This is a genomic window from Buttiauxella ferragutiae (assembly GCF_022637515.1).
In the GTDB taxonomy this organism is placed as follows: Bacteria; Pseudomonadota; Gammaproteobacteria; order Enterobacterales; family Enterobacteriaceae; genus Buttiauxella; species Buttiauxella ferragutiae.
Window position 1 is genome coordinate 452,353 of record NZ_CP093332.1, and the last position, 20,912, is coordinate 473,264.

Annotated in this window: 18 protein-coding genes; 9 read left to right on the top strand and 9 right to left on the bottom strand. The window is 50.4% G+C overall.

Annotated features, from left to right (window positions below):
• Positions 1–155: 155 nt before the first annotated feature.
• The 8 genes from prmA to msrP all read right to left on the bottom strand — a co-directional run bounded on the left by prmA (position 156) and on the right by msrP (position 6,994).
• Positions 156–1,037, bottom strand: a complete 882-nt coding sequence (gene prmA / locus MNO13_RS02115) for a 50S ribosomal protein L11 methyltransferase (protein ID WP_064543022.1) — start codon at positions 1,035–1,037, stop codon at positions 156–158.
• Between the two features lie 11 nt (positions 1,038–1,048).
• Complete coding sequence (panF, locus tag MNO13_RS02120) at positions 1,049–2,503, bottom strand: sodium/pantothenate symporter (RefSeq protein ID WP_064543024.1); 1,455 nt, start codon at positions 2,501–2,503, stop codon at positions 1,049–1,051.
• Positions 2,493–2,735, bottom strand: coding sequence for a YhdT family protein (locus tag MNO13_RS02125; protein WP_064543027.1), 243 nt, complete (start codon positions 2,733–2,735; stop codon positions 2,493–2,495). Before MNO13_RS02125 ends, panF begins: the two co-directional genes overlap by 11 nt.
• Before the next feature lie 116 nt (positions 2,736–2,851).
• Entirely contained in the window at positions 2,852–4,198 is a 1,347-nt protein-coding gene (gene accC / locus MNO13_RS02130; protein ID WP_064543029.1) for an acetyl-CoA carboxylase biotin carboxylase subunit, read from the bottom strand.
• Between the two features lie 10 nt (positions 4,199–4,208).
• Positions 4,209–4,682, bottom strand: coding sequence for an acetyl-CoA carboxylase biotin carboxyl carrier protein (gene accB, locus MNO13_RS02135; RefSeq protein ID WP_064543031.1), 474 nt, complete (start codon positions 4,680–4,682; stop codon positions 4,209–4,211).
• 21 nt (positions 4,683–4,703) lie between these two features.
• Positions 4,704–5,156 carry a type II 3-dehydroquinate dehydratase gene (gene aroQ / locus MNO13_RS02140; protein ID WP_034459855.1) on the bottom strand — a complete coding sequence of 151 codons (453 nt, stop codon included), beginning with the start codon at positions 5,154–5,156 and terminating at the stop codon, positions 4,704–4,706.
• A gap of 232 nt (positions 5,157–5,388) precedes the next feature.
• Positions 5,389–5,988 carry a protein-methionine-sulfoxide reductase heme-binding subunit MsrQ gene (msrQ, locus tag MNO13_RS02145; protein WP_064543033.1) on the bottom strand — a complete coding sequence of 200 codons (600 nt, stop codon included), beginning with the start codon at positions 5,986–5,988 and terminating at the stop codon, positions 5,389–5,391.
• Between the two features lies 1 nt (position 5,989).
• The gene (msrP, locus tag MNO13_RS02150; RefSeq protein ID WP_064543035.1) at positions 5,990–6,994 is read right to left on the bottom strand and encodes a protein-methionine-sulfoxide reductase catalytic subunit MsrP; all 1,005 of its coding nucleotides are present in this window, start codon (positions 6,992–6,994) and stop codon (positions 5,990–5,992) included.
• Between the two features lie 284 nt (positions 6,995–7,278).
• Between msrP and csrD the strand changes: the two genes are divergently transcribed.
• The 8 genes from csrD (at position 7,279) to tldD (ending at position 19,582) form a co-directional block, all read left to right on the top strand.
• Positions 7,279–9,219, top strand: coding sequence for an RNase E specificity factor CsrD (csrD, locus tag MNO13_RS02155; RefSeq protein WP_121814803.1), 1,941 nt, complete (start codon positions 7,279–7,281; stop codon positions 9,217–9,219).
• Between the two features lie 308 nt (positions 9,220–9,527).
• Positions 9,528–10,571 carry a rod shape-determining protein MreB gene (gene mreB / locus MNO13_RS02160; protein WP_034498906.1) on the top strand — a complete coding sequence of 348 codons (1,044 nt, stop codon included), beginning with the start codon at positions 9,528–9,530 and terminating at the stop codon, positions 10,569–10,571.
• Between the two features lie 67 nt (positions 10,572–10,638).
• The gene (mreC, locus tag MNO13_RS02165) at positions 10,639–11,643 is read left to right on the top strand and encodes a rod shape-determining protein MreC (RefSeq protein ID WP_064543039.1); all 1,005 of its coding nucleotides are present in this window, start codon (positions 10,639–10,641) and stop codon (positions 11,641–11,643) included.
• Complete coding sequence (mreD, locus tag MNO13_RS02170) at positions 11,643–12,131, top strand: rod shape-determining protein MreD (RefSeq protein ID WP_034459838.1); 489 nt, start codon at positions 11,643–11,645, stop codon at positions 12,129–12,131. The genes mreC and mreD overlap by 1 nt, the downstream gene beginning before the upstream one ends.
• Before the next feature lie 8 nt (positions 12,132–12,139).
• On the top strand, positions 12,140–12,733 hold the full coding sequence (locus tag MNO13_RS02175; protein WP_064543040.1) for a Maf family protein: 594 nt from the start codon (positions 12,140–12,142) through the stop codon (positions 12,731–12,733).
• Positions 12,723–14,192, top strand: coding sequence for a ribonuclease G (gene rng / locus MNO13_RS02180; protein ID WP_064543042.1), 1,470 nt, complete (start codon positions 12,723–12,725; stop codon positions 14,190–14,192). The genes MNO13_RS02175 and rng overlap by 11 nt, the downstream gene beginning before the upstream one ends.
• Before the next feature lie 59 nt (positions 14,193–14,251).
• The gene (gene yhdP, locus MNO13_RS02185) at positions 14,252–18,052 is read left to right on the top strand and encodes an AsmA2 domain-containing protein YhdP (protein WP_241939480.1); all 3,801 of its coding nucleotides are present in this window, start codon (positions 14,252–14,254) and stop codon (positions 18,050–18,052) included.
• Between the two features lie 84 nt (positions 18,053–18,136).
• Positions 18,137–19,582, top strand: coding sequence for a metalloprotease TldD (gene tldD, locus MNO13_RS02190; RefSeq protein ID WP_064543046.1), 1,446 nt, complete (start codon positions 18,137–18,139; stop codon positions 19,580–19,582).
• 17 nt (positions 19,583–19,599) lie between these two features.
• Here tldD and aaeR read toward each other — a convergent pair whose 3' ends face one another.
• Entirely contained in the window at positions 19,600–20,547 is a 948-nt protein-coding gene (gene aaeR, locus MNO13_RS02195; protein WP_064543048.1) for an HTH-type transcriptional activator AaeR, read from the bottom strand.
• 159 nt (positions 20,548–20,706) lie between these two features.
• Here aaeR and aaeX point away from each other — a divergent pair, with 159 nt between their 5' ends.
• Entirely contained in the window at positions 20,707–20,910 is a 204-nt protein-coding gene (gene aaeX, locus MNO13_RS02200; RefSeq protein ID WP_034498893.1) for a p-hydroxybenzoic acid efflux pump operon protein AaeX, read from the top strand.
• Positions 20,911–20,912 lie beyond the last annotated feature (2 nt).

The following is a 20,912-nucleotide window of genomic DNA, read 5'->3' on the forward strand; positions in this document are numbered from 1 at the left end:
TTTATTAAATAGCGTCGTTTAACTGACATGTTTGAAGCGGCGCATTGTAAAACTCGGTTTTCAGGAAAGAGTGGGCAAAAATGGCGGGGCAATAAAATCAGGTATTAACTTTTACTTAAAGTGGCCAGTTGGCCACTTTAAGGGGGAAGGGGGACTTAGCGTTTGATACCAGTAATGCGGCACCATTCTTCTTTTTCGGCGACAGGATCAAGGGTGAATTTGTCCTGATACGCTTCGCAAACACTTTCGGCCTGGCTTGCCAGCACGCCAGAAAGCCCAAGGAAACCGCCCTGAACAGGCAGCACGCTGATTAAAGGAGCTAACTCACGTAAAGGCCCTGCAAGGATGTTTGCGACCACGACATCGGCGCTCATGGCTTCTGGCTGGTCTTGTGGCAGATACAGCTCCAGGCGTTCAGAAACACCGTTGCGTTCTGCGTTATCACGGCTGGCCTGAATGGCTTGTGGGTCGATATCAATACCAATCGCTTTAGCAGCACCCAGTTTCAGCGCCGCAATCGCGAGAATGCCGGAACCACAGCCGAAATCGATAACGGTTTTGCCTGCCAGATCCAGTCCATCAAGCCACTCAAGGCACAACGAAGTTGTTGGATGCGTACCTGTCCCGAACGCCAGACCTGGGTCGAGCATGACATTTACCGCGTTGGCGTCGGGCACATCGCGCCAGCTCGGGCAAATCCACAGGCGCTGGCCAAAACGCATCGGGTGGAAGTTATCCATCCATTCACGTTCCCAGTCTTTATCTTCGAGTTGCTCGATTTTGTGACGGAAACCCACGCTCAGCAGTGGGCAGTTTTCGAGAATCGCGACGACTTCTTCCATGTCTGTTTCAGCGTCGTACAAACCGATCACATCGGTATCGCCCCATAAACGGGTTTCGCCAGGTAATGGCTCGAATACCGGTGTGTCATGGGTATCCTGAAAGGTCACGGATACTGCGCCGCTTTCGATCAGTGCATCGCCGAGTTCTTCAGCGGTTGCGCCGGTAGTATTAATTTTCAGTTGAATCCATGGCATAGCGAAACTCTTTATTTATCAGTAGTTGGAACGAGTGCTGGTGCAGGCAGCGGCTGACCGAAACGGTTGCCTACCAGGAACGCCAGCAAACTTAGTAATAAGGATGGCACAATGGGGTGGAAGCCAAATAACTGGATTTTGAAACTCGCCAGCACTGCATACAACCCGCCACCGACAATCATTGCACTTAGCGCGCCCGCAGCATTGGCTCGCTCCCAATAAAGGCCGAGCACTAAAGGCCACAGGAATACCGCTTCAAGCCCACCAAACGCCAGCAAATTCAGCCAGATGATCATTTCTGGTGGGCGCCATGCCGCGAGTAGCAGCAACGCACCCAGAATCAACGTGATCACCGATGACATTCTTTTCAGACGCCTTTCGTTAGTGATCTGATCCGGTCGCATATTCAGATAAAGATCTTTGACGATCGTAGCGGATGATTGCAGCAATTGGGCGTTAATTGTCGACATAATTGCCGCCATGGGTGCCGCAAGAAATATTCCCGCCGCTATTGGTGGCAACACCGTGACCATCAACGTTGGGATAACCAAATCAGGGACTTTCAAATCCGGTATCACTGCACGGCCTAACGCGCCCGCCAGATGCATACCAAACATCAAAATCGCGACCACAATTGTGCCGAGGATAATGCCACGGTGCACGGCTTTGCTGTCTTTATAAGAGATGCAGCGTACCGCCGTGTGCGGCAAACCAATCACGCCGAAGCAGACCAGCACCCAGAATGAGGTCATGAACGTCGGGGAAAGGATGTCATCGGCACCCTGCGGTGAAACGAGTTTAGGGTCGATATGCTGCAGCGTATCTACTGCGTTGTGCAAACCACCGGCTGCGTGAACGATGCCCACCAACAGCAAAATCGTGCCAACCAGCATCACCATGCCTTGCATTGCGTCGTTGAGAACGCTGGCACGGAAGCCACCAAACGCGGTATACAGCGCAATGCTGATACCAAAAATCAGCAATCCCGTTTCGTAAGGAATACCGGCTGCCGTCTCCAGTAAGCGTGCGCCACCGATGAACTGCACGGTCATCGCGCCAACAAAAGCCACTAACAGGCTAAGACTCGCCAGCCAAACCAGCAGACGGCTTTGATAACGGGCGAACAACATGTCATTCAGGGTAACGGCGTTATAGCGACGCGCCAGAATGGCAAACTTTTTACCCAGAATACCCAGAGATAACCATACCGCCGGTAATTGAATCATTGCCAGCAAAACCCAGCCCAGCCCATATTTATAAGCAGCTCCAGGCCCGCCAATAAATGAACTGGCACTGATATAAGTGGCGGTTAGCGTCATCGCTAATACAAACCCGCCCATCGAGCGGCTACCCAGGAAATATTCGTTGAGGAAATTACCTGTGGTGCGGCGTTTCATGGCGTACATGGAAATGCCAAAAACCACTAATAGATAGGCTACCAGCGGTAATACGACTTCAAGCTGCATGATCATCCTCCAGAGGAATATCACGGAAGATAAACTTCACCATTGCCCAGCACAGTAAAATGAACAACAAAGGTACCAGCAGGCACGCCATTTCAAACCAGTGCGGTAGGCCAGTTGGGCCGATTTCATTACCAGGTAAGTAAGCAGCCACTAACCATGCGGCAAGATAGAGAAGGGTTAGCCAAAGCGCCCAGCGGGCTTCTTTATGGGCCTGAACAAAACGCGCGTCCATTATTGTCCCTTGAGTTGGCGGAAAGCGGCGATTGTAACGCATAGCGAGAAGATGGGGATCAAAAAAGAAAAAGGCCGGAGAACCGGCCTTATCACGATGTTACTTCTTGAGAAAACTTAGTCCTGAAGACCCAGTTTTTTCTCCAGATAGTGGATGTTAGTTCCACCGTGCTGGAAGTTTTCATCGTTCATGATGCGAGTCTGCAAATCAACGTTGGTTTTGATGCCATCGATGATCAGTTCAGCCAAAGCATTTTTCATGCGAGAAATCGCGACTTCACGCGTTTCACCGAAGCAGATCAGTTTGCCAATCATGGAATCATAATACGGCGGTACGGTGTAACCGGCGTAAATGTGTGATTCCCAACGCACACCAAAACCACCTGGCGCATGGAAGCGAGTGATTTTGCCTGGGCTTGGCAGGAAGGTATTCGGGTCTTCGGCGTTGATACGGCATTCTACCGCATGGCCTTTAACATGAACGTCTTCTTGCTTGATAGACAGCGGCTGGCCTGCAGCAATGCGCAGCTGTTCTTTAATCAGGTCAACGCCGGTGATCATTTCTGTTACCGGGTGCTCAACCTGAATACGGGTGTTCATTTCAATGAAGTAGAACTCACCGTTTTCGAACAGGAACTCGAAAGTACCTGCACCGCGATAGTTGATATCAACACAGGCTTTAGCACAGCGTTCGCCGATGAATTTACGCAGTTCCGGCGTGATGCCCGGTGCTGGCGCTTCTTCAACCACTTTCTGGTGACGACGCTGCATAGAGCAGTCGCGTTCTGCCAGGTAAACCGCTTTGCCCTGGCCGTCAGCCAATACCTGAATCTCGATATGGCGTGGGTTTTCCAGGTATTTTTCCATATAGACCATGTCGTTGTTGAAAGCAGCTTTCGCTTCCGCACGGGTCATATTAATGGATTGTTCCAGATCGGCATCGCTACGTACGACACGCATACCACGACCGCCGCCACCGCCAGACGCTTTGATAATAACCGGGTAGCCAATGCGTTTAGCATGAGCACGGTTTTTATCCATATCGCCGTCAAGAGGGCCATCAGAGCCTGGTACGCAAGGTACGCCAGCTTTCTTCATTGCGTTGATTGCAGACACTTTATCGCCCATCAGACGAATAGTTTCAGCACGCGGGCCAATGAAGATGAAGCCTGAACGTTCAACTTGCTCGGCAAAGTTGGCGTTTTCAGACAAGAAGCCATAACCTGGGTGAATCGCAACTGCACCAGTAATTTCTGCTGCAGAGATGATTGCCGGGATATTCAGATAGCTTTTTACCGACGGAGCGGGACCGATACAAACAGTTTCATCCGCCAGTAATACGTGTTTTAAATCGCGATCCGCAGTGGAGTGCACAGCGACAGTCTTGATACCCAGTTCTTTACAGGCACGAAGAATACGCAGAGCAATCTCGCCACGGTTAGCGATGACAATTTTATCCAGCATAATCGCCTCGTTACTCGATGACGACCAGCGGCTCGTCAAATTCAACCGGTTGGCCATTCTCAACCAGGATGGCTTTCACCACACCGGCTTTGTCAGCTTCGATCTGGTTCATCATTTTCATTGCTTCAACGATACACAGAGTGTCGCCAACGTTAACCTTCTGGCCAACTTCAACAAATGACTTAGCATCCGGGCTTGGGGTGCGGTAGAAAGTACCGACCATTGGGGAACGCACGATGTGACCACTGATTTCAGCAGCCGCTGGTGCTTCTGCCGGAGCGGCAGGTGCAACAACGTTAGACAGGCCAGGTTGCGGCTGTGGCTGGTACATTGGAGCAGCATAAGCCTGTTGCATCATTGGGTAACCGGTGTTTGCCGGTGCACGACTGATGCGTACAGATTCTTCGCCCTCAGAAATTTCCAGTTCAGAAATGCCTGATTCTTCAACCAGCTCGATCAGTTTTTTAATCTTACGAATATCCATGAGTGGGTTCCGTACTCTTGTTTAGATGGATTTTGACAAGCGTTTTACCGCCGTCTGTAGTGCATATGAATAGCCGTCAGCGCCTAATCCGCAGATGACACCAACCGCTTTATCAGAAAGATATGAATGATGGCGGAACGGTTCGCGCGCATGCACATTGCTCAGATGGATCTCAATAAACGGAATATCTACCGCTAATAAGGCATCACGCAGTGCAACGCTCGTATGAGTAAACGCGGCCGGATTAATCAGAATAAAATCGACAGTGTCTTTAGCCTGATGAATTCGGTCGATCAATTCATATTCCGCGTTGGATTGCAGGTGGCTGAACGAGACATTTAGCGTTTTTGCTTCTTCTTCGAGCGAGTTAACAATTTGGGCTAAAGTCAGCGTGCCGTACTTCTCAGGCTCACGTGTTCCCAGCATGTTAAGATTCGGGCCGTTCAAAAGCAAAATGTGAAAATTAGCCGACATCGTGCTGCCATCTCCTGCAATTTGTAGGTATTTTACAAAATATACCTAAGTTGCTCGGTTGTCACCTTCAGAGCCAGAAAATGGCCTGTCAGAAAAACCAAAGTCGCACATTATAACGATTTCGTAGCAATTGGCAGCTAAATACTGGTCTTATCAGGGAAGATGATCAACTCATATCCCTAAACGGGGCCAGGTTGATCACTTTTCTGCGGGGAACAACACATATCTTTCGTTAACGCCGCCACTGACGGAATTTCTTGTAGCGTAAGGCCAGAAGGATGATTGCGCCCAGAGCATACAGCAATGGTTGCGGTGAGATAACCTTTACTGACCACAGATAATGAATCGGGGCAAGGATAGCGACCAGATAGACGAAGTTATGCAGCTTTTGCCAGCGTGGCCCCAATTTTCGTTGTAACGACTGCGTAGATGTTGCTGCCAATGATAGCAGTACCAACCAGCTGATTATTCCTAAAGTTAAATACGGGCGCGTGACCAGTTCCCGGCCAAGTAGCGCCAGATTGTTGATGCCCAATTCCAACATGGCGTAGCTGACTAAATGAAGTGTGGCCCACGCAAAACACCATAATCCTAACAACCGACGGGTTCGAATCAGCAGCGGCTGCTTCCCGTATCGCGCCAACGGTGTGACTAGCAGCGTTGCCAGCAACAGTTTAAGCGCCATTCTGCCGGTAAAATGCTGGATATCCTTTGCCGGGTCGGCACTTAAAAGCCCCTGGTTTGCAGCATAAAACAACCAGACAAAAGGTAAGAAGGCCGCGAGATGCAGTACGACTTTAAGACAGGTTATCTGTTTTGCTGTTAATCGCACTTTAGAAATTCTCCTTCAGATTCAAGCCGCGGTATAGCGATCCGACCTGGTCGGCATAACCATTAAACAGCAGCGTCGGCTGGCGTTTTACATCCAGTACCCCACCTGATCCGATAAATCGCTCACTGGCTTGCGACCAGCGTGGGTGGTCAACATTTGGGTTTACGTTGGCATAAAATCCGTATTCATTAGGTGCTGCCATATTCCAGGTGGTAGGCGGTAACTCGCTAACCAGTTTGATACTGACAATCGACTTTATTCCTTTAAAGCCGTATTTCCATGGCACGGTGAGTCGTATCGGTGCACCGTTTTGCGGTGGCAACGCTTTCCCGTAAACGCCGACCGTAAGTAGAGTCAGAGGGTGCATTGCTTCATCAAGACGCAATCCTTCGACGTAGGGATATTTCAACCCGCCACCGATAAAACGGTCCTTCTGCCCGGGCATTTGTTCCGGGTCGTAAAGCGTTTCGAAGGCGACATATTTTGCTTTGCTGGTGGGCTCGACTAGCGCGAGCAGTTTACTGAGTGGGAAACCTATCCACGGCACCACCATCGACCAGGCTTCGACACAACGCATCCGATAAATACGCTGTTCCAGTGGGAATTTCTTATAAAGATCGTCAAGGTCAAGTGTTTGTGGTTTTGCCACCTCACCGCTAATTGTGATTTTCCACGGATCGGTCTTTAAGCTTCCGGCATTGGCTGCTGGGTCGGCCTTATCAAGGCCAAATTCGTAGAAATTGTTGTAACCCGTCACTTTGTCTTCTGGGGTCATGGCGAGTTTTGCCTGCCATTGTTCAGGCTGGCTAAATTGCAGGGGTTTTCCCGATGGCGCGGGTGGCCTGTCGTTCCCTTTAAACCAGGAGAGAATATCAGCATGGGCAGTTTGAGGAAGCGAGAGAGCCGCGGCACTGATGCCCAGCGCTTTCAGCACCTGGCGGCGTTTCAGCATAAAAACCGATTCGGGTGTGACATCTGCTTCCGTAAAGCGGGTTACTTTTTTCATCTTGTTCTCCGGCATGGCTTTATAGGCTAAGCATGACGGAGAACGCTGAACCCTGCGAATATGTCACAAAAAATTGAAACTTAAAGAAGGGATAGGTTTCGTTGCGGTTGCGTTAATGGGATACCTGCCGATGAAGGCTATACTTGAATTTCGGTGTATTTACGTATCCTTTGCAACAAAGGATAAGAATCTGTTCACCGTGTTTGCCTGAATTGCTCTTTTACTATGTAATGCCGCATCAAGTCAGGCTGGTCTTATCTTCACCAAACGGAGTTAACTCAAGGATGCGATTAACGACGAAACTTTCTGCTTTTATGACGTTGCTGACTGGCCTCGCTATTTTTGTGACGCTCGTGGGTTGTTCATTAAGCTTCTTTAATGCGATGCATTTTAAAGTTCATCAGCGTGTGGTGGCGGTTGCCACAATCATTGATAACGATTTGGTTTCAAGCTCTCCAGAAGAACTGATCAATCGCCTCAACGAAGTGATGGTGCCCATTGATATCACCGAGGTGAAATTCAAAATAGGCGGCAACACGGTTTACCAACATCAGTTGAGCCAATCCTACCGTTTACTGGGCAATAGCTACAGTTTTCGTACCGTGACTGTTGAGTTAATGAAGCATCCGGGGATGTTCCTCTCTCTCACCTATCGCGATCCTGTCGCGAATTACTACAACTCACTTTTCACTACCGTTCCACTTTCTATCACGGTTGGCTTCATGCTTATCGTGCTGTTTTTTGCTATCCGCTGGATGAAAAAGCAGCTCGCCGGGCAAGAGTTACTGGAGAACCGGGCGCGACGGATTCTGAACGGTGAAAGAGGCGTTGAAGTGCGCGGATCGGTACTGGAATGGCCTCCGAAAGCCAGTAGCGCTTTGGACTTGTTGCTTTCCGATCTGCAAAACGCGAACGATCAACGCAGCAGAATGGACACCTTGATTCGTGCTTTTGCGGCGCAGGATGCGAAAACAGGCCTGAATAATCGTCTGTTTTTTGATAATCAACTGGCGACGTTGCTGGATGAACAAGAGCAAGTGGGCGCGCATGGTGTAGTGATGATCATCCGTCTGCCCGATTTTGACACCCTGCATGAAACATGGGGGCGCGCGGCGGTAGAGGAGTACTTATTTACCCTCATCAATCTGTTGTCGACATTTGTGATGCGTTATCCCGGCGCATTACTGGCACGTTATTTCCGCAGCGATTTTGCCGTTTTGTTACCTCATCGCACATTAAAAGAAGCCGATAGTATTGCCAGCCAGTTGCTGAAAGCCGTTGATACCTTGCCGCCAACCCGAATGCTCGACCGCAATGACATGATGCATATCGGTATTTGTGCATGGCGTAGCGGGCAAACCAAAGAGCAGGTGATGGAGAACGCGGAAGTCGCGACGCGTAATGCTTCGTTGCAAGGGGCGAATAGTTGGTCGGTCTATGACGATAGTTTGCCGGAAAAAGGGCGCGGCAATGTGAAATGGCGTACGCTCATTGAGCAAGTGTTACAGCGCGGTGGCCCACGCTTCTATCAAAAACCGGCGGTAATGCGTAATGGCTACGTACATCATCGTGAAATCATGTGTCGGATTTTTGACGGCGAACAAGAAGTGCTGGCGGCAGAATATTTGCCGATGGTGAAGCAGTTTGGTTTAGCGGAACAATATGACCGGCAAACCATCGCCCGATTGTTACCTTTAGCCGGTTTCTGGCCCGAAGAAACACTGGCTATTCAGGTGTCTGTAGAATCACTGATTCGCGCTCCGTTCCAGCGTTGGTTGCGTGATGCGTTGATGCAGTCAGAAAAATCGCTTCGACGACGGATTCTTTTTGAACTTGCAGAGGCAGATGTCTGTCAACACATCAGCCGTTTGCAGCCTGTGATTCGCTTGATTAAAGCTTTGGGGGCTCGTATTGCTGTCTCCCAGGCGGGTTTGACCGTAGTGAGCGCTTCTTATATTAAGGAGTTGGATGTGGAGTTGATAAAGCTGCATCCGGGGCTCGTGCGAAACATTGAGAAACGAACTGAAAATCAGTTGTTTGTACAGAGCCTGGTTGAGGCCTGTAATGGGACTCAGACGCAAGTTTTTGCGGTCGGAGTCAGAACGCGAAGTGAATGGCAGACACTGGTGGAGAAAGGCGTGGCGGGTGCTCAAGGTGATTTTTTTGCGGCATCTCAACCACTAGACAGCAACGTGAAAAAATATTCGCAAAGATACTCGGTTTAACCTGCCGTTTATGAATATTTCACGTAGAATAACGCGCGCTGCATCTCAAGGGGGCTAATACGCCTGCTGACCAGATTGTTGAAGCATGAAATGAACCCGGTTTGCTTCCTTGCACTGTTCGTTTAACCTACAGCGTTTGTTTGTTTCCTCGGCAGTTCGAGGATAAACGTGTCGAAAGTGTATTAGTCGTAGTAAACTGCACAATTTTTCACCATTGCAGAACATTTTTGCGCCTTGTCGCTGCAATGAGTGGTTGGTAAAGTAAGCGGATTTTGTTTCCGCCCCAGCTTTCAGGATTATCCCTTAGTATGTTGAAAAAATTTCGTGGCATGTTTTCCAATGACCTGTCCATTGACCTGGGTACCGCGAATACCCTGATTTATGTGAAAGGACAAGGCATCGTACTGAATGAGCCATCTGTCGTGGCTATTCGCCAGGATCGTGCCGGTTCACCTAAAAGTGTTGCGGCTGTCGGCCATGATGCTAAACAGATGCTGGGTCGTACCCCCGGCAACATCGCAGCTATCCGTCCGATGAAAGATGGCGTTATTGCCGATTTCTTCGTGACCGAAAAAATGCTGCAACACTTCATCAAACAAGTGCATAGCAACAGCTTTATGCGCCCAAGCCCACGCGTACTGGTTTGTGTGCCAGTTGGCGCAACTCAAGTTGAACGTCGCGCGATTCGTGAATCTGCGCAAGGTGCAGGTGCTCGTGAAGTCTTCTTAATTGAAGAACCAATGGCTGCGGCTATCGGTGCTGGCCTGCCAGTTTCTGAAGCAACCGGTTCAATGGTTGTGGATATCGGTGGTGGTACAACTGAAGTTGCCGTTATTTCTCTGAACGGCGTGGTTTACTCCTCTTCCGTACGCATCGGTGGCGACCGCTTCGACGAAGCCATCATTAATTATGTGCGTCGTAACTACGGTTCACTGATTGGTGAAGCCACTGCTGAACGTATCAAACACGAAATCGGTTCTGCTTACCCAGGCGATGAAGTGCTTGAAATCGAAGTGCGTGGCCGTAACCTGGCTGAGGGTGTTCCACGCGGCTTTACCCTGAATTCCAATGAAATCCTCGAAGCCCTGCAAGAGCCATTGACGGGGATCGTGAGTGCGGTGATGGTTGCACTGGAGCAGTGCCCACCAGAGCTGGCGTCCGATATCTCTGAGCGCGGTATGGTTCTGACTGGTGGTGGCGCATTGCTGCGTAACCTTGACCGTCTGCTGATGGAAGAAACAGGCATTCCGGTAGTAGTTGCAGAAGATCCATTGACTTGCGTAGCCCGTGGCGGTGGCAAGGCACTGGAGATGATCGACATGCACGGCGGCGACTTGTTCAGCGAAGAGTAATCAGCCGCACGTAAGGGGCAGTCATCAAGACTGCCCTTTCTTGCTGGCCCTGGAATACGCATAGCCTATGAAGCCAATTTTTAGCCGTGGCCCTTCGTTACAGTTTCGCCTGATTTTGGCGGTGCTGGTGGCGATTGGTGTAATGATTGCCGATAGTCGCCTGGGTACGTTCAGTCAGATTCGAACGTATATGGATACTGCCGTCAGCCCTTTCTATTTTGTCTCAAATGGTCCCCGTGAATTGCTCGACAGCGTCTCGCAAACACTGGCATCACGCGACCAGCTAGAACTCGAAAATCGTGCACTGCGTCAGGAATTGATCCTGAAAAACAGCGAATTACTGATGATGGGTCAATATCGTCAGGAAAACGCACGCCTGCGCGAACTGCTTGGCTCACCGTTGCGTCAGGACGAGCAAAAAATGGTGACTCAGGTTATCTCTACCGTTAACGATCCTTACAGTGACCAGGTGGTTATTGATAAAGGCAGCGTGAACGGCGTCTATGAAGGTCAACCCGTCATCAGTGATAAAGGTGTCGTAGGTCAGGTTGTCGCGGTGGCGAAACTCACTAGCCGTGTTTTACTGATTTGTGATGCTACCCATGCGCTGCCTATTCAGGTACTGCGTAATGACATCCGCATTATCGCGGCGGGTAACGGCTGTACTGACGATCTGCAACTGGAACATTTACCGGCTAATACTGATATTCGCGTAGGCGATGTATTGGTGACATCTGGTTTGGGTGGCCGCTTCCCGGAAGGCTATCCTGTGGGCGTCGTTTCTTCAGTGAAGCTTGATACTCAGCGCGCATACACGGTTATTCAGGCTCGTCCGACTGCTGGCTTACAACGTCTGCGTTATTTGCTGCTGTTGTGGGGCGCGGATCGCGAAGGGAAAACCCCGATGCCGCCTGATGAAGTTCATCGCGTGGCGAATGAGCGCTTGATGCAAATGATGCCGCAGGTTTTACCAGCGGCTGATTCTGTCGGGCCACCAGCTCCGGTTCCTCCTCCGGCAACGGGTATTACGACTCCTGCCCCTGCTGCACCAGCAAGCCTGGGAGGGCAGTAGTGGGTAGTTACCGTAGCCAGGGCCGTTGGGTCATCTGGCTTTCTTTCCTCGTCGCCTTGTTGTTACAAGTCATGCCATGGCCTGACGATTTAAAAATCTATCGTCCTGACTGGGTATTACTGATCCTGCTGTACTGGATTCTGGCTCTGCCACACCGCGTAAATGTAGGCACAGGTTTTGTGGTGGGTGCCATACTGGATTTAATCAGCGGCTCTACCCTTGGCGTGCGCGCATTATCTCTGAGCATCGTTGCTTATCTGGTGGCGTTAAAGTACCAGCTATTCCGCAATCTCGCGCTTTGGCAACAGGCTTTGGTGGTTATGCTGTTGTCATTGATGACAGATGTCATTGTTTTCTGGTCTGAATTTTTAGTTATCAATGTCTCTTTCCGCCCAGAAATTTTCTGGAGCAGCGTGGTCAATGGTGTACTGTGGCCATGGATATTCTTGTTGATGCGTAAAATTCGCCAACAATTTGCAGTGCAATAGGATTGAACATGACATCTTTGTATCTGGCATCCGGCTCCCCGCGTCGTCAGGAATTACTGACTCAGTTGGGTGTGTCGTTTGAGCGCATCATTACTGATGTAGAAGAACAGCGTCTTAGCCATGAAAGCGCACAGCAGTATGTCGTGCGCCTGGCGCGTGATAAAGCGCGGGCGGGCGTTGCGCTCGCGCAACATGACTTACCTGTTCTGGGTGCCGATACGATTGTTATCTACAATGGCAAGGTGTTGGAAAAACCTAAAGATGAACAACACGCTGCTGAGATGTTGCGTATGTTATCCGGGAATCAGCACCAGGTAATGACGGCTGTTGCGCTGGCAGACCGTGAATCTTTGCTGGATTGTCTGGTAACGACTGAAGTGACTTTTCGTGCATTATCAGAACAGGATATCGCGGGTTATGTGGCCTGCGGTGAACCGATGGATAAAGCAGGTGCATACGGTATTCAAGGGCTTGGTGGCTGTTTTGTCAGGAAGATTAATGGCAGCTATCATGCAGTAGTCGGTTTACCGCTTGTTGAAACTTATGAATTGCTGAGTAATTTTCACGCATTGCGTGATGGACGAGGAAAACATGACGGCTGAATTATTAGTCAACGTGACGCCATCGGAAACTCGGGTGGCTTACATTGATGGTGGAATACTGCAAGAGATTCACATTGAACGCGAAGCACGCCGCGGGATCGTAGGGAATATCTACAAAGGTCGTGTAAGCCGGGTGCTTCCCGGGATGCAGGCGGCATTTGTAGATATTGGCCTTGATAAGGCAGCGTTTCTTCACGCTTCTGACATCATGCCGCATACCGAATGTGTGGCGGGAGAAGAGCAGAAAAATTTCACCGTACGCGATATCTCCGAGTTGGTGCGTCAGGGCCAGGACTTAATGGTTCAAGTGGTGAAAGACCCGCTGGGTACCAAAGGTGCTCGTTTGACTACCGATATCACGCTGCCATCTCGTTATTTGGTCTTTATGCCAGGAGCTTCCCACGTTGGCGTATCCCAGCGCATTGAAAGTGAAGCCGAGCGTGAACGTCTTAAACGTGTAGTGAATGCGTATTGCGATGAGCAAGGCGGATTCATTATTCGCACCGCAGCTGAAGGCGTATGCGAAGACGATTTAGCTTCAGATGCGGCTTACCTCAAGCGTGTCTGGACCAAAGTCAGCGAGCGCAAAAAACGTAACAAAACCCGCTGCCAACTTTACGGTGAATTAGCACTGGCGCAGCGCGTACTGCGTGATTTTGCTGATGCCGCTCTTGACCGAATTCGTGTCGACTCCCGTCTGACTTACGACATGCTGCTGGAATTTACCGCAGAATACATGCCGGAAATGCACAACAAAATCGAACACTACAGCGGTCGCCAGCCTATTTTTGATTTGTTCGACGTTGAGAACGAAATCCAACGTGCGCTGGAGCGAAAAGTTGAGCTGAAATCAGGTGGTTACCTGGTTATCGACCAGACTGAAGCGATGACGACTGTGGATATCAACACCGGGGCTTTCGTTGGCCACCGCAATCTTGATGACACCATTTTCAATACCAATATTGAAGCGACACAGGCGATAGCTCGCCAGTTACGTTTGCGTAATCTCGGCGGCATAATCATTATTGATTTCATCGATATGAGTAATGAAGACCATCGCCGACGCGTGCTGCACTCCCTCGAGCAGGCATTGAGTAAAGATCGCGTGAAAACCAGTATTAATGGTTTCTCACAGCTCGGACTGGTGGAGATGACACGCAAACGCACGCGTGAAAGTGTTGAACATGTGCTTTGCAACGATTGTCCAACTTGCCATGGTCGCGGTACGGTGAAAACGGTTGAAACGGTGTGTTATGAAATTATGCGTGAAATTGTGCGCGTGCATCATGCTTATGATTCCGACCGTTTCCTGGTTTACGCATCACCTGCTGTGGGGGAAGCGCTGAAAAGCGAAGAGTCCCATTCATTGGCAGAAGTGGAAATTTTTGTCGGCAAGCAAGTCAAAGTTCAGATCGAGCCGCTCTATAATCAAGAGCAATTCGACGTCGTTATGATGTAACTCGCTGCACGGATAGTGCAGATTTGAGTTCCGCTCCGGCGGCAAACAAGGAGATTTTCGTGAGGCGACTGCCCGGCATTCTGCTGATCACTGGCGCAACGTTGATCGTTATCGTCGCACTGCTGGTGAGTGGTTTGCGGCTGGTTTTGCCGCACCTCGATGCCTGGCGTCCAGCGCTGCTCGAAAAAATTGAAGCCATGACGGGTACCCCCGTCGATGCCAGCCAGATCCAGGCCAACTGGGAAAACTATGGCCCAACGCTTGATGTCCGCGATATCAAAGCGGGCTTGAAAGATGGTGGTGAGATGAGCGTGAAACGTGTCACGTTGGCGCTCGATCTCTGGCAAAGTATTTTGCACGCCCGCTGGCAGTTCCGTGACCTCACTTTTTACCAATTGCAGGTGCGCACCAATACCCCGTTAAGTCGAAATAAAGGGGATAGCAAACTCGAGCCGGGTAAAATCAGCGATCTCTTTTTACGCCAGTTCGATCACTTTGATCTTCGCGACAGTTCCCTGAGTTTCCTGACGATTTCCGGTCAGCGCGCCGAACTCGCCATTCCACAACTCACCTGGCTTAACTCCAAAAACCGTCACCGCGCCGAAGGGCTGGTCAGCTTATCGAGCTTTAACGGCCAACACGGCGTGGCGAAAGTACGCATGGATCTGCGTGACGAAAATGGCTTATTGAACATCGGTAAAGTCTGGCTACAGGCTGAAAATGTTGATATGAAACCGTGGCTTGGTCGTTGGATGGAAGACAATATCGACTTGCAGACCGCTGAGTTCACCCTCGAAGCCTGGATGGATATCAAAGCGGGTGATATTTCAGGTGGCAACGTCTGGTTGAAGCAAGGTGGTGCCAGCTGGGCTGGGAAAAACACCGGGCATCAGATGTCGGTTGATAATTTGATGGCACGTGTCAATCGTTCTGCTGCGGGCTGGGATATTGCCATTCCATCGACCAATATCACCCTTGATGGTAAAACCTGGCCCAAAGGTTCTTTATCACTGGCGTGGGTTGCTCCGCAAAATGTTGGTGGAAAAGAGAGTACGCGCAGCGATGAGTTACGTGTACGTGCCACTAATATGGAGCTGGAAAGCTTCACCGGTTTGTTACCGATTGCAGAGAAGATTTCACCGGATTTCGGTGAAATCTGGAACACGCTGCAACCACGCGGGCACATTGATGTGCTGGCCGTGGATATTCCTCTTCAGCAGACCGAAAACACTCGTATGCAAGGGCGCTGGAAGGACGTTAGCTGGAAGCAATGGAAAATGTTACCCGGCGTCGAACACTTCTCGGGGTCGGTCACCGGTGGTGTCGGGCACGGGCAGCTTAATGCGCAGGTTATTGACGCCAAAATGCCATACGTGGGCGTATTCCGTGCCCCGCTGGAAGTTGAACGAGCCGTTGCCACGCTCGAATGGCAAAAGAATGCCGCAGGTTTCCAGCTTGATGGCAAAAACCTGGATGTGAAAGCCCGTTCTGTCTGGGCTGCGGGTGACTTCCGCTACTATCAGCCGACAGGCGATGAACCCTGGCTGGGGATTTTAGCCGGAATTAGTACGCATAATGGCGGTGATGCCTGGCGTTACTTCCCTGAAAACCTGATGGGAAAACAGCTGGTTGATTACCTCAGCGGTGCGATACAAGGTGGCGAGTCCGATAACGCGACGCTAGTGTATGGCGGCAATCCGCGTCTTTTCCCTTATGTGCATAACGAAGGTCAGTTCCAGGTCTACGTCCCGCTGTATAACGCTAAATTTGCCTTCCAGCCTGACTGGCCAGCATTAGACAACTTGAATATTAGTCTGGATTTCATCAATAACGGTTTGTGGATGAAATCGGATGAAGTGAAACTGGGTGGTGTGACCGGGCGTAATCTGACGGCAAATATCCCGGATTACAAAAAGCAAAAGCTGTTAGTCGATTCTGACATCACTGGCCCGGGCAGTGCGGTTGGGCCGTATTTCAAAGAAACTCCGCTCAAAGATTCGCTGTCTGCTGCACTGGATGAACTCCAGATTGGCGGCGATGTGAATGCTCGCTTACATCTGGATATCCCGCTGAACGGTAAAATGACTACCGCTTCGGGCGATGTTCAACTCAAGAACAATACCTTGTTGATTAAACCGCTCTCCAGCACGTTGAGTAACCTGAGCGGTAAGTTCAGCTTTGTGAATGGTGATTTGCAAAGTGAACCGTTAAAAGCCACCTGGTTTAACCAACCGATTGGCATTGATTTCAATACTAAAACGGGCGTGAAAGACTACCAGATTGGCGTCAATTTGCTGGGCGACTGGCAGCCGACAAAAATGGGTATCATCCCTGAACCCATCAGCAAAGAATTGAGTGGCAATGTCCCGTGGAAAGGCGATGTAGCAATTACGCTTCCTTATCGCGGAGAACCGAATTACCAGATCAACGTCGCCGCAGACTTGAAAAATGTGAGCAGTCACTTACCTGCTCCTGTCGATAAATCAGCGGGGCAAGCGCTACCGTTGAATGTCGCGGTGAAAGGAAATCTCGATAGTTTCGATCTGACGGGTAACTCCGGTGCGAAAAATCATTTCTCCAGCCGTTGGCTACTGAATAAAAAGCTCACTCTTGACCGGGCAATTTGGGCAACCAATAGCCAAACCGTTCCTCCATTACCTGATAACTCCGGCTTAGAACTGGATCTTCCGGCGATGGATGGTGCGCAATGGTTGGCGTTGTTTAGCCATGGAGCGGTGGAAAGCGTGGGGAACTCGGCATCATTCCCAACTAACGTCACACTGCGCACGCCTTCGCTGACGTTTGCTGGCCAGCAATGGAACAACCTGAGTCTGGTTTCCCAGGCCATTACGAATGGCACGCGCGTCGAAGCGCAGGGGCGTGAAGTGAATGGCTCGTTGACGATACAAAACAATGCACCGTGGCGTGCAGCAATCAAGTATCTCTATTTCAACCCTGACTGGGGTAATAGCAAAGCCAAATCGACCAGTGCTTCACCGTTGGAAGGCAATGAAGCGATTGATTTCCGTGAATGGCCTGATTTACAACTTCGCTGTGGCGAGTGTTGGCTTTGGGGGCAAAAATATGGCCGTATTGACGGTGATTTCGCCGTCAAAGGAAACACGCTACAACTGGAAAACGGGTTAATCGATGCCGGATTTGCAAAGCTTACCGCCAGCGGTGTGTGGGTGAATAACCCGGCAGAAGAACGCACGTCTTTAAAAGGTAAACTACACGGCAAAAAACTTGATGCTGCGACCAACTTCTTTGGCGTCAAAACGCCGATTCAAGGCTCATCGTTTGATGCAGACTATGATTTACACTGGCGTGATAAACCGTGGCAGCCGCAGCTTGCCTCATTAAACGGTATTCTTCATATCAAATTAGGCAAAGGGCAAATTGCTGATCTGGGTACAGGCCACGCCGGACAATTGCTGCGTTTAGTCAGTGTCGATGCGTTGATGCGTAAACTGCGTTTCGACTTCAGCGACACCTTTGGTGAAGGTTTCTACTTTGATTCCATCCGTAGTACCGCCTGGATTAAAGACGGGGTTCTGAACAGCGATGATACGCTGGTGGACGGACTGGAAGCCGATATTGGCATGAAAGGCTCGGTCGATTTAGTTCAGCGTCGACTTGATGTTGAAGCTGTTATTGCACCAGAAATTTCTGCCACCGTCGGCGTGGCAACGGCATTCGTGGTGAACCCAATCATCGGTGCCGCGGTATTCGCCGCCAGCAAAGTGTTAGGGCCGCTATGGAGCAAAATATCTGTACTGCGCTACCACATCACAGGATCGGTCGATAAACCGCAAATCAATGAAGTGCTCCGCCAGCCAAGGCTGAAAGAGGCTAAGTGATTTGACGTGCGCGGTTAATTGCCGCAAGCTCAATAGATATGCCTTTAGGGCACCCAACTTGTTTGTAAAAAGAGTAGCGAAACGATGAGTCTGAACCTGGTAAGTGAGCAGTTGCTGTCTGCGAATGGCTTAACCCATCAAGATCTGTTTTCCATTTTGGGACAATTGTCCGAGCGCCGACTCGACTACGGAGATCTCTATTTCCAGTCCAGTTATCACGAATCCTGGGTGCTGGAAGATCGCATCATTAAAGATGGTTCTTACAACATCGATCAGGGTGTTGGCGTGCGCGCCGTGAGCGGCGAGAAAACCGGTTTTGCCTATGCCGACCAGGTCAGCTTGTTGGCACTGGAACAAAGTGCTCATGCCGCACGAAGCATCGTGCAGGAAAAAGGGAATGGCCGGGTTCAAACATTAGGTGCCGTGCAGCATAGCGCGCTCTATACCAGTGCCGACCCTCTGCAAAGCATGACGCGTGAAGAGAAACTCGACATCCTGAAACGCGTTGATAGCGTTGCCCGTGCGGCAGACGCCCGCGTCCAGGAAGTGACTGCCAGCCTGACGGGCGTTTATGAATTGATTCTGGTCGCGGCAACTGACGGGACTCTGGCGGCTGACGTTCGCCCGCTAGTGCGCTTGTCTGTCAGCGTTCAGGTTGAAGATAACGGCAAACGCGAGCGCGGCTCAAGTGGCGGCGGCGGTCGTTTCGGTTATGAATATTTCCTCGAAACCGTTGATGGTGAAGTTCGTGCAGATGCCTGGGCGAAAGAAGCAGTGCGTATGGCTTTAGTGACCCTTTCTGCGGTGGCAGCACCAGCAGGCATGTTCCCGGTAGTGCTTGGCGCGGGCTGGCCAGGTGTTTTGCTGCATGAAGCGGTGGGGCACGGTCTTGAAGGTGATTTTAACCGTCGTGGCACTTCCGTGTTCAGTGGCCAGATAGGCCAATTGGTTGCTTCAGAATTGTGTACTGTTGTCGATGACGGCACCATGGCGAACCGCCGTGGCTCTGTTGCAATTGACGATGAAGGTGTGCCTGGCCAATACAACGTATTGATCGAAAACGGTGTGCTGAAAGGCTACATGCAGGACAAACTCAATGCTCGTCTGATGGGCGTTGCGCCAACCGGTAATGGTCGTCGTGAATCTTACGCGCATCTACCGATGCCACGCATGACCAATACCTACATGCTGGCGGGCAAATCGACTCCACAAGAGATTATCGAATCGGTTGAATACGGGATCTACGCTCCGAACTTTGGCGGCGGGCAAGTGGATATCACCTCCGGCAAGTTTGTGTTCTCAACTTCTGAAGCGTATCTCATCGAAAATGGCAAAGTGACCAAACCAGTGAAAGGCGCAACGCTGATTGGTTCCGGTATTGAAACTATGCAGCAGATTTCTATGGTCGGTAACGATCTGGCGCTGGATAACGGTGTCGGTGTCTGCGGCAAAGAGGGGCAGAGCCTGCCTGTCGGTGTCGGCCAGCCAACGCTCAAAGTCGATAACCTGACGGTTGGCGGCACAGCGTAAAACAATGACAGCCGGGTTTACTCCCGGCTGTTTTCTATCGCACGTCCTTTCTTATCTCGTACCCCTTGATAGAGGTGCGAAACCTTCACGAAATATTCAGTCAGGTAGTTAATGCAGACCTGTACTTTCAACGGCAACTTATCTTTTTCCGTATACAACGCGTATACCGGACGCGGGTCGGATTGATAACTCGGCAGTAAGATCTCAAGCGTTCCGTCATTGATCTCATCGATCACCCACATCAACGGGACATAAGCGATACCAGCCCCCACTTTTAGCCAGCGACTTAATGTCATAGGATCATTGGTCACGAAGCGCCCTTGCGGGATCATCCGCGTCGTCAGCCCTTCAGGTGCTATCAACTCGAATTCATTATGCGGACGAATGCTGTATTCCAGCCACGAGTGACTGGCAAGATCGGCCGGCTTTTCCGGCGTGCCATTTTGCTGGAGATAACTTTTGGCGGCGCAAATCACCATCGGCATCGATCCGAGCCGTGTCGAGAACAGACTGGAATCCTGTAAAGCACCTACACGAATCACTACGTCCAGACCATCAGCGATCAGGTCGGGCGCGGGAATGCCTGTCACCAGATTAACCGTTAACTCGGGGTACTCTTTGAGCATCTCGGCGGTCATGGACGCGAGGACATTTTGTGCCATAGTTGAAGAACTGCCGATACGCAGCGTACCAATTGGCGTGTTGTTAAAAGCGTAGAGTTGCTCATGCACCTCTTGCGCTTCGTGCAGCATCTTGCGGCAGCCGAGGTAGTAGATTTTACCGGCCTCAGTCAGCCCGATGCTACGCGTGCTGCGGTTTAACAGCTTTACCTGTAACTCATCTTCAAGTTTGGAAACGGTTTGGCTGATGGACGATACGCTCATTTCCAGCTGCCTGGCCGTTGCGGTAAAAGAGCCAAGCTCGACCACTTTGGCAAACACCGACATGCGTTTAAGTCTTTCCATTGTTCACTCTGGCTTAAAAGTGATTTAGATCACACATTATAGATAACCCGCTAACAATTACGTTAATATATTATTACTAACACCACCCGTATCAGTCGTTAGCGCAGCATTTCTGGCAGCTCCTGGGTTGGTGTCTTCCGAATTTTCTGCAAGGTTAACATGAGTCTATTTCCCGTTATCGTGATATTCGGTCTTTCTTTTCCGCCGATATTCTTCGAGCTAATTCTTTCGCTGGCGCTGTTCTGGTTGGTTCGCCGTCTGCTGACTCCGACGGGAATTTATGATTTTGTCTGGCACCCGGCATTATTTAATACAGCGCTTTATTGCTGCCTGTTTTATCTAATCTCGCGCCTGTTTGTTTGAGG